This is a genomic window from Geobacter sp. (assembly GCF_030834625.1).
Taxonomy (GTDB): Bacteria; Desulfobacterota; Desulfuromonadia; order Geobacterales; family Geobacteraceae; genus Geobacter.
Window position 1 is genome coordinate 1 of the sequence record NZ_JAUQXO010000070.1, and the last position, 15,379, is coordinate 15,379.

The window sequence follows — 15,379 nt, forward strand, 5'->3', positions numbered from 1 at the left end:
GAGATGGTCATGCCAGGCGACAACGTGGCAGTGACGATAAATCTGATCACCCCGATCGCCATGGACGAGGGGCTGCGGTTCGCCATCCGCGAAGGCGGCCGTACGGTCGGCGCCGGTGTTGTCAGCTCCATTATCGAATAATAGTTTGCCAGAGACTTCGTGGGCAGGCCGAAGGCCTGCCCACATTCTTTACTATGAAGGGTTAAGACAATGAGAGATATTATCACTCTTGCCTGCGTCGAGTGCAAGCAGAGGAACTATACGACGACCAAGAACAAAAAGAATACCCCGCAGAAGCTTGAGTTCAGTAAATACTGCCGCTTCTGCCGCACTCATACTGTCCACAAGGAAACCAAGTAGCCACGGTCACAGGTTTGGTACCGCTAGGCAATGAGCGGTGCCAGCAGACGCAGGCCAGTAGCTCTAACGGCTAGAGCGCCGGTCTCCAAAACCGGATGTTGGGGGTTCGAATCCCTCCTGGCCTGCCATTTCTATCCATCCTGGGGTCCTCACGTGATCGCAAAAGCCAAAGATTTTATCACAGAAGTCAAAGCCGAATTGGGTAAGGTGACTTGGCCCACCCGCAAAGAAACCATCTCCACAACGTGGGTCGTGGTGGCAATTGTAGTCATTATCTCCATCTATCTCGGGGCCTGTGACGTTATTCTGGCAAAGCTGATGCGCCTCATCCTTGGCTAAAGGACGCAAACAACTATGGCAAACAAGTGGTACGGGGTCCATACGTACTCCGGATTTGAAAATAAAGTGCGTCTCTCCCTTCTGGAGCGCATCAGGAATCTGGGGCTCGAAGACCAGTTTGGAGAGATACTGATCCCTTCCGAGACTGTTGTCGAGCTAAAGAAAGGCGAGAAAAAGACTTCGTCGCGAAAGTTTTTTCCTGGCTACATTCTTGTCAATATGGAATTGAACGACGAGACGTGGCATGTCGTAAAGGAAACCTCCAAGGTTACCGGTTTTGTCGGGGGAAACAATCCCTTTGCGATTCCCGACGAAGAAGTTGCCAAAATCACCCGCAGAATGGAAGAAGGTGCCGAAAAGCCCCGGCCCAAGGTTCAGTTCGAGGTGGGGGAAACGGTTCGGGTGGTGGATGGGCCGTTCCTTAACTTTACCGGAGTGGTTGAAGATGTGAAGCCTGATAAGGGAAAACTTCGGGTTATGGTCAGTATTTTCGGTCGAGCAACGCCCGTTGAGCTGGAGTTCATGCAGGTTGAAAAGCAGTAGGGATAATCCCGCTGACTGATATACGGTATTTCCTTCTCCTACGAGAAGAACAAGGAGCACGCAATGGCAAAAAAAATTACGGGTTACATCAAGCTGCAGATACCGGCGGGCAAGGCAAACCCTTCTCCTCCGATCGGCCCTGCTCTAGGTCAGCATGGTGTCAATATTATGGAGTTCTGCAAGGCGTTCAACGCCAAGACTCAGGGCGACGAGGGTACAATTACTCCTGTTGTCATTACGGTCTTTGCAGATCGTTCTTTCAGCTTTATCACCAAAGTTCCGCCCATGCCCGTTCTGATCAAGAAGGCGATCGGCATCGAAAGCGGCTCCAGTGTTCCGAACAAGAACAAGGTCGGCAAGCTGACTGCGGAGCAGGTGAAAGAGATTGCAGTCAAGAAAATGCCCGACATGAACGCCGCGTCGCTTGAAGCTGCCATGAGATCGGTCGAAGGGACCGCCCGCAGCATGGGCGTTGAAATAGTTCAATAGAGAAAGGGTGGATTAAGAGATGCCGAATACAGCCAAAAAGCATAGGGAGGCGCTGGCGAAGATCGACCGGAGCCGGACCTACCCCCTCGTTGAAGGTATAGAAAGCGTTAAGTCGGTAGCCTACGCAAAGTTCGACGAAACCGTCGAGGTAGCTGTGCGACTTGGCGTCGATCCCCGCCATGCCGACCAGATGGTCCGTGGAGCAGTGGTTCTGCCGAATGGCCTCGGTAAGGATGTCCGGGTTCTCGTTTTCGCCAAGGGCGAGAAGGAGAAGGAAGCCCGTGACGCCGGTGCCGATCATGTGGGCGCAGAGGACCTCGTGGCCAAGATACAGGAAGGGTGGTTCGATTTCGACACCGCCATTGCCGCTCCCGACATGATGGGCGTTGTCGGCAAGATTGGTAAGCTCCTCGGGCCTCGTGGCCTCATGCCGAACCCGAAGGTCGGTACCGTCACATTTGACGTGGGTCGGGCCGTTAAGGAGTCCAAGGCCGGTAAGGTTGAGTTCCGGGTCGAGAAAGCCGGTATTGTACACGCTCCTGTAGGCAAGGCATCCTTTGATGCGGACAAGCTCAAAGAGAATCTTCTTGCCCTTGTTGAAGCGCTTGTCAAGGCAAAGCCTTCTGCTGCAAAGGGGACGTACATCAAAAAGATCAGCCTCTCCTCCACCATGGGACCGGGTCTGAATCTTGACATCGCCGACGTTCAGTCGAAGCTTGTCTAAGCTCTAGCATATAAAGCCAAAGTCAAAGACAGCAGGTGCATGGACAGTTGTGTCCGGGCTTAATGGCGCAGGCAGCCTGCCGAGACTTGTGGTAGTCACAGGAAAGTAACCAACCCCGTACTTTCTGACTTTGGCTGGGGCCCCGGCCCTCAACCCAAACAGAAAGGAGGAAGGCGCTTGAATAGACAAACCAAGCAGCAACAGGTAGCGGAACTGCACGACAAGCTCAAGCGGGCAAAGGCAGTCTTTCTTGCCGATTTCCGCGGCATGAACGTTGAGCAGGCAACTATGCTGAGGAACGAACTCCGCGCAGCCGCAATCGAGTACAAGGTTGCGAAGAACACGCTTCTGGAGTTGGCGTCCAAGGAGACCGACAAGGAATCGCTGTCTCCCCACTACGCTGGCCCGACCGCCATTGCTTTCAGCTATGATGATCCGGTTGCAGCCGCAAAGGTACTGTCGAAGTTTGCAAAGACCCAGGCAAATACCTTTAAGCTCAAGGCTGGTGTACTGTCCGGCAAGCCCATCACGGTCAGCGATATCCAGGCCCTGGCTGACCTTCCGAGCCGTGAAGTGCTTATCGCCAAACTGCTCGGGACAATTAATGCTCCGGTCGCCAACTTTGTCGGCGTTCTTGCCGCGGTTCCGGGAAGCTTTGTCCGCGCGCTTAACGCAATCAAGGTCCAAAAGGAAGGCAACTAGCCATCCTCTACACTATCAACGAACGTTACTAACGGAGGAATACAGAAATGGCAGAAATCACCAAAGCCGATGTGGTCAGCTTCATTGAGAACATGTCCGTACTGGAGCTCGCCGAGCTCGTGAAGGAGCTCGAGGAGAAGTTCGGTGTCTCCGCTGCTGCTCCGGTTGCTGTTGCCGCTGCTGCTCCGGCTGCCGCCGCCGAGGTTGCTGAGGAGAAGACGGAGTTTGACGTAATTCTCAAGGCCGCCGGCGCCAACAAGATCGGCGTCATCAAGGTTGTACGTGCCCTCACCGGGCTTGGCCTCAAGGAAGCCAAGGATCTTGTGGACGGCGCTCCGCAGCCCGTCAAGACCGGCGTTTCCAAGGAAGAGTCCGAGGAAGCCAAGAAGCAACTCGTAGAGTCTGGCGCAGAAGTCGAGATCAAGTAAGGCTCGAGCCGACTGCTTCAGCATATCAGCCAAGGCCGCTTCATGCGGCCTTGGCTCTTCTATTTTCGTTCTGCATCCGTATCCGCTGGCTCCGGGGCAACTTCGGAGAAGGCACTAAATCCAGGGGGTTGGAGGCTCATTGAGTCTCGCCAAAGGAGAAAACATGGCTTATTCAATTGCGAATAACCAGCTTCTGCGCCAGAATTTCGCCAAGATCAAGAAAATAATCGACATCCCCAACCTTATTGATATTCAGAAAAATTCCTATAAACGTTTCCTGCAGGTTGACACCCCCCCCGAAGCACGCAAGAACAGTGGGCTTGAGGCCGTATTCAAAAGCGTTTTCCCCATCAAGGATTTCAGTGACACGGCCTCGCTCGAGTACGTTTCCTATAGCCTCGGCACCCCCAAGTACGATGTTGAGGAATGCCACCAGCGCGGGATGACCTTTGCCGCCCCCATGAAGGTGAAGGTGCGCCTCGTTGTCTGGGACGTGAACAAGGATACTGGCGTCCGTTCGATTCGGGACATCAAGGAGCAGGAGGTCTACTTCGGCGAGATCCCGCTCATGACCGAGAACGGGACGTTCATCATAAACGGGACCGAGCGGGTTATCGTGAGCCAGCTTCACCGCTCCCCTGGTGTTTTCTATGACCATGACAAAGGTAAGACCCATTCCAGCGGCAAGGTGCTCTATTCCGCCCGGGTAATTCCCTACCGTGGGTCGTGGCTCGATTTCGAGTTCGATCACAAGGACATTCTCTATGTCCGTATCGACCGCCGCCGCAAGATGCCGGCTACAGTCCTTCTTAAAGCGCTCGGCAACAGTGCGGAGGAGCTTCTCAACTTCTATTACAGGAGTGAAGATATCGGCCTGGATGGCGAGCGGATGTGGAAAAAGGCCGATCCCGAACTCCTGACGACCCAGAAGACCTCTGCTGACATCGCTGACCCCAAGACGGGCGAAGTCATCATCAAAGCGAACAGGAAGTTCACCAAGGCGGCAATCCGCAAGATGACCGAGCACGGGATCACCGAAATCCCGATCAAGGCCGAAGAAGTCTGCGGAAAATACGCGTCCACCGATATCGTCGATCCTTCCACCGGCGAAGTGCTTGTGGAGTGCAATGACGAAATCACCCAAGCGAAGTTCGACGAGATCAAGGCGCGGGGCATTGCAGAGTTCAAGGTTCTTTTCATCGACAACCTCCATGTGACCTCCTCTTTGCGCGATACGCTACTGGCCGACAAGATAAACACCACTGACGACGCGCTCATCGAGATCTACCGACGCCTCCGCCCCGGAGATCCCCCGACGCTCAAGAGTGCCCAGGCCCTCTTCGACAACCTCTTTTTCAATGCAGAGCGCTATGATCTCTCGGCTGTTGGGCGGCTCAAGCTCAACTTCAAGCTCGGGCTCAACGTTCCCCTCGACTGCCAGGTTCTCACCAAGGAAGATATCCTTGAAGTGGTCCGTTATCTTATCGACCTGAAGAACGGTAGAGGGACCATCGACGATATCGACCACCTGGGCAACCGCCGGGTACGTGCCGTGGGCGAGCTTCTGGAGAACCAGTACCGCATCGGCCTCGTCCGTATGGAGCGGGCCATCAAGGAGCGGATGAGCCTCCAGGAAGTGGAGAACCTGATGCCCCACGATCTGATCAACTCCAAGCCGGTTTCGGCCGTGGTCAAGGAGTTTTTCGGCTCGTCCCAGCTCTCCCAGTTCATGGACCAGACGAACCCCCTCTCGGAGGTTACCCACAAGCGGCGGCTCTCGGCTCTCGGACCAGGTGGCCTTACGCGTGAGCGGGCTGGTTTCGAGGTGCGAGACGTTCACCCAACTCACTACGGCCGGGTCTGCCCCATCGAGACGCCTGAAGGTCCGAACATCGGTCTCATCGCATCGCTCTCCACCTATGCACGCATCAACGAGCATGGCTTTGTGGAGACCCCGTACCGGATCGTAAAGGAGGGAAAGGTCACCACTGAGGTGAAGTTCTTCTCCGCCCTTGAGGAAGAGGGGCATGCCATTGCCCAGGCCAACGCCGAGATGGACGCCGACGGACGCTTCGTGAACGACTATGTCTCGGCCCGTAAATCGGGCGAGTTCCTCCTCGTGCATCGGGACGAACTGGAGCTCATGGACGTTGCACCGATGCAGCTTGTCTCCGTTGCCGCCTCGCTCATACCGTTCCTTGAGAACGACGACGCCAACCGTGCCCTCATGGGCTCCAACATGCAGCGCCAGGCGGTACCGCTCCTGAAGGCTGACTCTCCGTTGGTCGGCACCGGCATGGAGCGGATCGTTGCCAAAGACTCCGGCGTTTCCGTGGTGGCGCGCCACAACGGCATCGTCGAGTCTGTCGACGCCTCCCGCATTGTTGTCAAGATCGACGAGGACGAGTATGACGAGACCGGCACCGGGGTCGACATCTACAACCTGATCAAATTCGCCCGATCCAACCAGAACACCTGCATCAACCAGAGGCCGGTGGTCAAGGTGGGCGACCACGTGAAGCGGCGCGATGTCATTGCCGACGGCCCCTCCACCGATATGGGGGAGTTGGCTCTCGGCCAGAACGTTGTTGTTGCGTTCATGCCCTGGGGTGGTTACAACTTCGAGGACTCGATCCTTGTCTCTGAAAAGCTTACAAAGGACGACCGCTATACCTCGATCCATATTGAGGAGTTCGAGTGCGTAGCCCGTGACACCAAGCTCGGCAAGGAAGAGATCACCTCGGATATCCCGAACCTGGGCGAGGAGACCCTTAAGGACCTTGACGAGTCCGGGATCATCCGGATCGGCGCCGAGGTTAAGCCGGGCGACATCCTTGTCGGCAAGATCACGCCGAAGGGAGAGACCCAGCTCTCGCCTGAGGAGAAGCTCCTGCGCGCCATCTTCGGCGAAAAGGCCGGGGATGTTCGCGACACCTCTTTGCGGGTTCCGCCGGGTGTCGAGGGAACGGTCATCGGTGCCAAGGTCTTCTCCCGCAAGGGGAATGACAAAGACTCACGCACCGAGATGATCGAGCGGATGGAAGAAGAAAAACTCCGCAAGGACGAGCAGGACGAGATCCGGATTATCCGCGACTCTGCCGTAGGCAAGCTGAAAAGACTCTTGGTCGGCAAGGCGGCTGCCGTGAAGGTGGAGGACAAGAACGGCAAGACCGTCATCGCCAAGGATGTTGCCATAACTGAGGAGGCGCTCACGGCCATTCCCCTCGACCGGTGGGACGAGATCTCCGTGAGTGGCGAGGAGGGAGTTGAGGAGAAGGTTTCCGCGATTCTCACCACGCTTCAGCAGCAGGTTGACATCATCAAATACGTCTTTGACGACAAGGTCCAGAAGCTCAAGCGGGGCGATGACCTTCCCCCGGGCGTCATCAAGATGGTGAAGGTTTACATCGCCATCAAGCGCAAGCTTCAGGTCGGCGACAAGATGGCCGGCCGTCACGGTAACAAGGGTGTCGTTTCCCGCATCCTTCCCGAGGAGGATATGCCGTACATGGAGGACGGCCGTCCCGTCGAGATCGTGCTGAATCCGCTGGGCGTTCCTTCCCGTATGAACGTGGGTCAGATCCTCGAAACCCATCTGGGATGGGCAGCAAAAGGAATCGGTTGGAAGATCGAGGAGATGTTGGAGAAGCACTCCCCGTCTGCCATGGTGAAGGAGTATCTCGAGAAGGTATACGGTTCCCAAGAGATGAATGCGTTTCTCGACTCCCTTGATGAGGAGGAGTTGATCAACGTGGCCAAGCGCCTACAGCGCGGCGTACCAATGGCGTCCCCCGTTTTCGAAGGGGCCTCCGAGGAGCAGATCCGGAGCATGCTCGACAAGGCCGGTTTCGATGAGACCGCCCAGGTCACCCTTTTCGACGGCAAGACTGGTGAGCCCTTCAAGCACAAGGTCACCGTCGGGGTCATGTACGTTCTCAAGCTCCACCACCTAGTCGATGACAAGATCCACGCCCGGTCCATCGGTCCCTACAGCCTCGTGACCCAGCAGCCCCTGGGCGGCAAGGCCCAGTTCGGTGGCCAGCGTCTCGGGGAGATGGAGGTCTGGGCCATGGAGGCATACGGCGCCGCCTATGCCCTTCAGGAATTCCTGACGGTGAAATCCGATGACGTGGCGGGTCGTACGCGCATGTACGAGGCGATCGTTAAAGGTAAGCATACCCTTGAACCGGGTCTCCCCGAATCGTTCAACGTTCTCATCAAGGAACTTCAGTCTCTGTGTCTCGACGTGGAGCTCTTGGAAGGCGACGAGGATTAGGGGCCATCATCCGTAAAGGCAGGCCCTCGGAACGATCACACGACCAGCAGCCACTCCTAAGCAGAGGAGGAATTGACATTGGAAGACTTTTTCAGCTTTTTCGATAAACCGAAGGACCCGCTCCACTTCTCGGCGATCCGCATCTCCATCTCTTCGCCGGATAAAATCCGTGAACGTTCGTTCGGCGAGGTAAAAAAACCCGAGACCATTAACTACCGGACCTTCAAGCCGGAGCGCGACGGTCTTTTCTGCGCAAAAATCTTCGGCCCGACCAAGGACTACGAGTGCAACTGCGGCAAGTATAAGCGCATGAAGCACCGTGGGATCGTCTGCGAGAAGTGCGGTGTCGAAGTCATCCCCTCCAAGGTTCGTCGCGAGCGCCTCGGGCACATCGACCTTGCCACCCCCGTTGCCCACATCTGGTTCCTCAAGTCCCTTCCGTCGCGGATCGGGAACCTCCTTGACATATCCCTGAAAGACCTTGAAAAGGTTCTTTACTTCGAAGCCTATGCGGTCACCGATCCGAAGAACACCGGAATGACGGTCGGCGAAGTGCTTTCCGAGGACCGGTACATGAAGGCTCTGGAGGAGCACAATTACCAGTTCGAGGCAGGGATGGGGGCAGCTGCCATCCGCGAGTGCCTCAGGGCAATCAATCTGGACCAGCTTGCGGAGCAGTTGCGTCAGGAGATGGTTGAAGCCACGAGTGAGGCGAAGCGGAAAAAGACCGCCAAGCGGCTCAAGGTGGTGGAGGCTTTCAAGGAGTCTGGTAATCGTCCCGAGTGGATGATCCTTGAGTGCATTCCAGTCCTGCCGCCCGAACTGCGCCCCCTCGTTCCCCTCGACGGTGGACGTTTCGCCACAAGCGATCTCAACGATCTCTACCGCCGCGTGATCAACCGGAACAACCGTCTCAAGCGTCTCATGGAATTGCAGGCTCCCGAGGTTATTATCCGCAACGAGAAGCGGATGCTTCAGGAGGCCGTAGACGCCCTCTTCGACAACGGTCGTCGTGGCCGTGCCATTGCAGGACCCAACAAGCGGCCGCTCAAATCCCTTTCGGACATGCTCAAGGGGAAATCGGGCCGTTTCCGTCAGAACCTGCTCGGTAAGCGCGTCGACTACTCGGGCCGTTCCGTTATTGTCGTGGGGCCTGAACTTCGTCTTCACCAATGCGGTCTGCCCAAAAAGATGGCGCTGGAGCTCTTCAAGCCGTTCATTTACAACAAGCTTGAAGAGCGCGGATTCGTTACCACCATCAAGAGTGCCAAGAAAATGGTGGAGAAAGAGCGTCCGGAGGTCTGGGACGTCCTCGAAGAGGTCATCAAAGAGCACCCGGTTATGCTGAACCGTGCTCCGACCCTCCACCGTCTCGGCATACAGGCCTTCGAGCCGGTGCTGATCGAAGGGAAAGCCATCCAGCTTCACCCCCTTGTCTGCACCGCCTTCAACGCCGACTTCGACGGTGACCAGATGGCGGTCCACCTTCCCCTCTCCATCGAGAGCCAAGTGGAAGCGCGGGTTCTCATGATGAGTACCAACAACATCCTGTCCCCTGCCCACGGCAAGCCGATCATTGTTCCCTCGCAGGATATGGTTCTCGGCATCTACTACATGACCCGGGAGCGCCATTTCGCCAAGGGGGATGGAAAGATCTTCGCGTCGCCCGAAGAGGTGCGGATTGCCTATGATGCCGGCGAGGTCGACCTGCAGGCTCGGATCAAGGTCAGAATAAAGAACATCCAGTTGGACGAATCCGATCAGCCTGCCATTACCGAGACTACTGCAGGGCGAATCCTGCTCCGTGAGATTCTCCCCGACATGGTCCCCTTTTCTGCCATCAACAAGGTGATGAGCAAGAAAGAACTCGTCAATCTGATCGATGTCTGCTACCGCCTTGCCGGCAACAAGGAGACTGTCATCTTGGCCGACCGGCTGAAGGAAACCGGTTTTCGCTACTCTACCCTTGCGGGCATTTCCATCTGCATGAATGACATGGTGATCCCCGAAGGGAAGCCCGCGATCATCGAGAGTGCCAACGATGAGGTGAAAGAGATCCAGAACCAGTATACCGAGGGTCTTATTACCGACGGGGAGCGCTACAACAAGGTCATCGACATTTGGGCCAAGGCTACGGAAGACATCGCCAAGCAGATGCTCGACAACCTCTCCAAGGACACTATCGTCTCCCCCGACGGCCAGGAGGTGAAGATTCCCTCCTTCAACGCCATCCACATGATGGCGGATTCGGGTGCTCGGGGTTCTGCCCAGCAGATTCGGCAGCTTGCTGGTATGCGTGGGCTCATGGCCAAGCCGTCCGGTGAAATCATCGAAACCCCGATTACGGCCAACTTCCGTGAGGGTTTGAACGTTCTGCAGTACTTCATCTCGACCCACGGCGCCCGGAAAGGTCTCGCCGATACGGCTCTCAAGACCGCCAACTCCGGTTACCTTACCCGTCGCCTCGTGGACGTGGCGCAGGATGCCATCATCACCGAGCCGGACTGCGGGACCCTGGACGGCCTCACCGTCTCGTCACTGACCGAGGGTGGCGAGGTGATCGAGCAGATTGGTGACCGTATCCTTGGTCGCGTTGCCCTGGACGACATCCTCGATCCCGTTACCGGCGAGGTGCTCGTTCCTGCAAGCAATGAGATTGATGAAACTCTTGTAAAGCGTATTGAGGATGCCGGTCTCGAACGGGTCAAGATCCGGTCAGTGCTCACCTGCCAGAGTCGGCGCGGCATCTGTGCCAAATGCTACGGTCGCGATCTGGCCCGTGGCCACATCGTCAACATGGGCGAGGCGGTCGGCGTCATTGCGGCCCAGTCCATCGGTGAACCGGGTACTCAGCTCACCATGCGTACCTTCCATATCGGTGGAACGGCTTCGCGGCACGCGGAGCAGACCTCTCTGGAGGTCCGTACTGAAGGTCGGGTAAAGTTCATCAACATCAACAGCGTTGTTAACGTAGACGGTCATCATATCGTCATGAACCGAAACGGTGAAGTGGCCATTGTTGACGAAACCGGTCGCGAACGGGAAAAGTACATTGTCGTCTACGGTGCCAAGATCAAGTTTGGCCCCGAGCAGGTTGTGAAGCCGGGCGAAACCCTTGCCGAGTGGGACCCCTACACCATGCCGATTCTCACCGAAGTGGCAGGTCGTGTTAAATTCGGCGATATTGTCGAAGGGGTCACCATGGAGGAGCAACTCGACGAGGTGACAGGACTTTCCCGTAAGGTCATCATCGAGTCGAGGGATGCTGACAAGCGTCCGCGTATCGCCATCAAGGCGTCGGATGCAGAATCTCTGACCGGAAGCGCTGGTACCATCGGGCGCTATTACCTCCCGGTGGGCGCCAACATCTCCGTTGCGGAAGACTCATTCATCAACGCCGGCGACGTCATTGCAAAGATCCCGCGTGAAACGACGAAGACCAAGGATATTACCGGTGGTCTGCCGCGGGTTGCCGAGCTCTTCGAAGCCCGCAAGCCGAAGGATTTCGCCGTGATATCCGAAATCGACGGGGTTGTTACCTTCGGTAAGGATGCCAAGGGGAAACGGAAAGTAATTGTCACCCCTGAGCTGGGCGAACCCAAAGAGTATCTGATTCCCAAGGGCAAGCATATCAGCGTCCACGAAAACGACTATGTGCGTGCTGGCGAGCCCCTCATGGACGGTTCTTCTAATCCACACGACATTCTCAGGGTTTTGGGGATCAAGGAGCTTGCCAAGTACCTGGTCGACGAGGTGCAGGAGGTTTACCGTCTCCAGGGCGTCAAGATAAATGACAAGCACATCGAGGTCATCGTCCGGCAGATGCTCCGCAGGGTTCGTATCAAGGATGTGGGCGACACCAACCTGCTTATTGATGACCAGCTCGAGCGGTTTGTCTTTGAGGAAGAGAACGAACGGGTCATGGCAAAGGGAGACCGGCCGGCAATCGCCGAGCCGCTTCTTCTCGGCATTACCAAGGCGTCACTCTCCACAGAATCGTTCATCTCGGCCGCTTCCTTCCAGGAGACGACGAAGGTCCTGACCCAGGCTGCCATAGAGGGCAAAGTGGATCAGCTTCGCGGACTCAAGGAGAACGTGATCATGGGACGGCTCATCCCGGCTGGAACGGGTTTGTCCCGCTATCGTAACCTGAAGCTCGTTGCCGAGCAGGCCGAGCTTCAGGAGCCCGTTGCCGTTATTCCCCCTCTGGTCGAGGAGGATTTCCCTGATGATGACGTGTTCGACGACCACGAGGAATAGTCATAGGGCCTGTTTTAGAAAAAATGAAAAAAATCTTGACAAGGTATGATGCAGCTGATAACTTTGTCGCTTCCGCAGGGCGAGTACCCCCTGGAGAAGCCGTTTACTGGGAGAGATAGTGTATGCCAACGATTAACCAGCTGATCCGTATCGGCAGGAAAAGTAAAAAAGAAAAGTCCGATTCTCCTGCTCTCAAGAGTTGCCCGCAAAAGCGTGGAGTTTGCACGCGGGTTTACACTACGACCCCTAAGAAGCCGAACTCGGCGTTGCGGAAGGTTGCCAGGGTTCGTCTTACGAACGGGATAGAGGTTAGTTCGTATATTCCGGGCGTGGGCCATAATCTTCAGGAGCACTCCGTTGTTCTTATTCGGGGTGGTCGGGTTAAGGACCTTCCGGGTGTTCGGTATCATATTGTGCGTGGAACGCTTGATTCTGTGGGGGTTAAGGATCGGAAGCAGGCTCGTTCCAAATATGGCGCCAAGCGGCCCAAGTAAACGACTTTGGTGAGAGGGTTATATGCCGAGAAGAAGAGAAATAGCAAAACGAGTTATTCTTCCCGACCCCAAGTTTAACGACCGGGTTGTCGCGAAGTTGATCAACGTTATTATGCATGGCGGCAAAAAGAGTACTGCTGAGCGTGCTCTTTATGGGGCGCTGGATGTGGTCTCCCAGAAAACCGGCGAAGAGGCGGTAAAGGTTCTGAAAAAGTGCCTTGATAATATCAAGCCGACGTTGGAGGTTAAGTCGCGTAGGGTTGGCGGCTCAACGTATCAGGTGCCGGTTGAGGTTCGTGCTGACCGCCGTGTCTCTCTCGCAATGCGTTGGTTGGTAAAGTATGCCAACGATCGTTCCGAGAAAACCGTTACCGACAAACTTGCGGGTGAAATTCTTGATGCCTATAACAATCGCGGTGCGGCGGTGAAGAAGCGTGAAGATACCCACCGCATGGCGGATGCAAACCGCGCTTTTGCTCACTACCGCTGGTAGTTTACGATAAGGTTCGAACAAGCAACTGGAGGAATTTGTGGCACGACTCGTTTCGCTGGAAAAGACCCGGAATATCGGGATTATGGCTCATATAGATGCAGGGAAGACAACCACGACGGAGCGTATTCTTTTCTATACCGGTGTGTCCCATAAAATAGGCGAGGTCCATGAGGGTGCTGCCACTATGGACTGGATGGAGCAGGAGCAGGAGCGTGGCATTACGATCACCTCTGCAGCCACAACTTGTTTCTGGGGCGACCATCGGGTCAATATAATCGATACGCCCGGACATGTCGACTTCACTATTGAGGTGGAGCGCTCGCTCCGTGTTCTCGATGGTGCTGTAGCGGTCTTTTGTTCTGTCGGTGGTGTTGAGCCCCAGTCGGAAACTGTCTGGCGTCAGGCCGACAAATACAAGGTACCTCGTGTTGCCTTCATTAACAAAATGGACCGAATCGGTGCGGATTTTTTCCGTGGAGTGTCCATGATCAAGGACCGGCTTAAGGCTAATCCCGTGCCTGTGCAGTTGCCGGTTGGTGCTGAAGATCAGTTTAAGGGTGTTGTTGATCTTGTTGAGATGAAGGCAGTTATCTGGGATGAGGAGTCACTCGGGGCAAAGTTTCATGTTGAGGATATCCCTGCCGACCTCGTGGAGCTCGCCCAGGAGTATCGGGAAAAAATGATTGAGGAGATTTCCTCCCACGACGATGTTCTTATGGAGAAGTACCTCGGTGGTGAAGAGCTAACAAAGGACGAGATCAAGGCTGCCATTCGTAAGGCAACCATTGACATACAGATTTGCCCCGTTATTTGCGGCTCATCGTTCAAGAATAAGGGGGTTCAGAACCTCCTTGACGCAGTTGTCGATTACCTCCCCTCTCCCGTAGATATCCCTGCGGTTGTGGGTGTCGATCCTGACAAGGGGACAGAGATTGAGCGGCGCGCTGCGGACGATGAGCCTTTTGCTGCGCTTGCATTCAAGATCATGACTGATCCCTTTGTGGGCCAACTCTGCTTCTTCCGTGTTTATTCGGGTGTTCTGAACTCTGGCTCGTATGTTTATAACTCCACTAAGGAGAAGAGGGAGCGCATTGGTCGGATTCTGAAGATGCACGCCAATAAGCGTGAAGAAATCAAGGAAGTCTACGCGGGCGATATCGCAGCAGCAGTCGGCCTGAAATATACTACTACTGGGGATACCCTCTGCCCTGAGGATGCTCCGGTAATCCTTGAGTCCATCGAGTTTCCTGAGCCTGTTATTGCCATTGCAATAGAGCCGAAGACAAAATCGGATCAAGAAAAACTTGGCATTAGTCTCCAGAAGTTGGCCAGTGAAGACCCTTCGTTTCGAGTCAAGACCGACGAAGAAACCGGCCAGACCATTATCTCCGGTATGGGCGAGCTTCACCTCGAGATCATTGTTGACCGACTCATGCGTGAGTTCAAGGTGGATGCAAATGTCGGCAAGCCGCAAGTAGCTTACCGCGAAACAGTTACCAAGAAGGTCAAGGTTGAAGGGAAATTCGTTCGCCAGTCGGGTGGTCGCGGTCAGTACGGTCACGTCTGGATCGAGATGGAGCCCCAAGAGCCTGGCAAGGGTTATGAGTTTGTCGATGCAATCAAGGGGGGTGTTGTTCCCCGCGAGTATATCCCTGCGGTAGATAAGGGTATTCAGGAGGCAATGGATACTGGTGTTCTCGCCGGCTTCCCCTGTGTTGACTTCAAGGTTGCCCTTGTTGATGGTTCGTACCACGAGGTTGACTCATCAGAGATGGCCTTCAAGATTGCCGGATCTATGGCGTTCAAGGAGGCTGCTGCAAAGGCGTCGCCTGTTCTTCTTGAGCCGATCATGGCTGTAGAAGTCGTGGTTCCCGAAGAGTATATGGGCGACGTTATCGGCGATCTCAACTCACGCCGTGGCAGAATCATGGGCATGGAAGGCCGGGCCGGAGCACAGGTCGTAAGCTCAATGGTACCACTGGCACAGATGTTTGGTTATGCCACCGACCTCCGCTCTGCCACCCAAGGTCGTGCAACGTATACCATGACTTTTGATCATTACGAGCAGGTGCCGAAATCGGTAGCTGAAGAAATCATTGCTAAAGTAAAAGGGTAATTAATTTCCATAGGGGGAGGAATCCTACATGGCAAAGGCAAAATTCGAGAGAACGAAACCGCACGTCAACATAGGGACGATCGGTCACGTAGACCACGGCAAGACCACGCTGACCGCCGCCATCACGCGGGTTCTGGCCGAGCAGGGTCAGGCTG

13 protein-coding genes, 1 tRNA gene and 1 pseudogene are annotated in these 15,379 nt (G+C 55.5%); all 15 read left to right on the forward strand.

Annotation, left to right across the window (positions count from 1 at the left end; all coding sequences use genetic code 11):
* Positions 1 to 141, forward strand: a pseudogene (gene tuf, locus RCH91_RS16660) (elongation factor Tu); the annotation flags it as partial.
* Positions 142 to 210: 69 nt separating this feature from the next.
* A complete protein-coding gene (gene rpmG, locus RCH91_RS16665) occupies positions 211 to 360 on the forward strand; it encodes a 50S ribosomal protein L33 (RefSeq protein WP_306536129.1) in 150 nt (49 codons plus the stop codon).
* Positions 361 to 411: 51 nt separating this feature from the next.
* A tRNA-Trp gene (locus RCH91_RS16670) sits at positions 412 to 488 on the forward strand.
* 25 nt (positions 489 to 513) lie between these two features.
* Positions 514 to 699, forward strand: a complete 186-nt coding sequence (secE, locus tag RCH91_RS16675; protein ID WP_306536130.1) for a preprotein translocase subunit SecE — start codon at positions 514 to 516, stop codon at positions 697 to 699.
* A 15-nt stretch (positions 700 to 714) separates the two neighbouring features.
* Complete coding sequence (gene nusG, locus RCH91_RS16680; protein WP_306536131.1) at positions 715 to 1,242, forward strand: transcription termination/antitermination protein NusG; 528 nt, start codon at positions 715 to 717, stop codon at positions 1,240 to 1,242.
* 63 nt (positions 1,243 to 1,305) lie between these two features.
* Entirely contained in the window at positions 1,306 to 1,731 is a 426-nt protein-coding gene (rplK, locus tag RCH91_RS16685) for a 50S ribosomal protein L11 (RefSeq protein WP_306536132.1), read from the forward strand.
* 19 nt (positions 1,732 to 1,750) lie between these two features.
* Positions 1,751 to 2,455, forward strand: coding sequence for a 50S ribosomal protein L1 (rplA, locus tag RCH91_RS16690; protein ID WP_306536133.1), 705 nt, complete (start codon positions 1,751 to 1,753; stop codon positions 2,453 to 2,455).
* A 177-nt stretch (positions 2,456 to 2,632) separates the two neighbouring features.
* Positions 2,633 to 3,157, forward strand: coding sequence for a 50S ribosomal protein L10 (gene rplJ, locus RCH91_RS16695; RefSeq protein ID WP_306536134.1), 525 nt, complete (start codon positions 2,633 to 2,635; stop codon positions 3,155 to 3,157).
* A 47-nt stretch (positions 3,158 to 3,204) separates the two neighbouring features.
* A complete protein-coding gene (gene rplL / locus RCH91_RS16700) occupies positions 3,205 to 3,585 on the forward strand; it encodes a 50S ribosomal protein L7/L12 (protein WP_306536135.1) in 381 nt (126 codons plus the stop codon).
* Between the two features lie 163 nt (positions 3,586 to 3,748).
* Positions 3,749 to 7,861 carry a DNA-directed RNA polymerase subunit beta gene (gene rpoB, locus RCH91_RS16705; RefSeq protein WP_306536136.1) on the forward strand — a complete coding sequence of 1,371 codons (4,113 nt, stop codon included), beginning with the start codon at positions 3,749 to 3,751 and terminating at the stop codon, positions 7,859 to 7,861.
* A 78-nt stretch (positions 7,862 to 7,939) separates the two neighbouring features.
* A complete protein-coding gene (gene rpoC / locus RCH91_RS16710; protein ID WP_306536138.1) occupies positions 7,940 to 12,121 on the forward strand; it encodes a DNA-directed RNA polymerase subunit beta' in 4,182 nt (1,393 codons plus the stop codon).
* 122 nt (positions 12,122 to 12,243) lie between these two features.
* Positions 12,244 to 12,615, forward strand: a complete 372-nt coding sequence (gene rpsL / locus RCH91_RS16715; RefSeq protein ID WP_306536139.1) for a 30S ribosomal protein S12 — start codon at positions 12,244 to 12,246, stop codon at positions 12,613 to 12,615.
* 22 nt (positions 12,616 to 12,637) lie between these two features.
* Positions 12,638 to 13,108, forward strand: coding sequence for a 30S ribosomal protein S7 (gene rpsG, locus RCH91_RS16720; protein WP_306536140.1), 471 nt, complete (start codon positions 12,638 to 12,640; stop codon positions 13,106 to 13,108).
* Positions 13,109 to 13,145: 37 nt separating this feature from the next.
* Positions 13,146 to 15,224 (forward strand): elongation factor G, encoded by a 2,079-nt coding sequence (gene fusA / locus RCH91_RS16725; protein WP_306536142.1) that lies wholly within the window; start codon positions 13,146 to 13,148, stop codon positions 15,222 to 15,224.
* Between the two features lie 28 nt (positions 15,225 to 15,252).
* Positions 15,253 to 15,379 (forward strand): GTP-binding protein (locus RCH91_RS16730; RefSeq protein ID WP_306536001.1); only part of this gene is annotated, 127 nt, incomplete at its 3' end.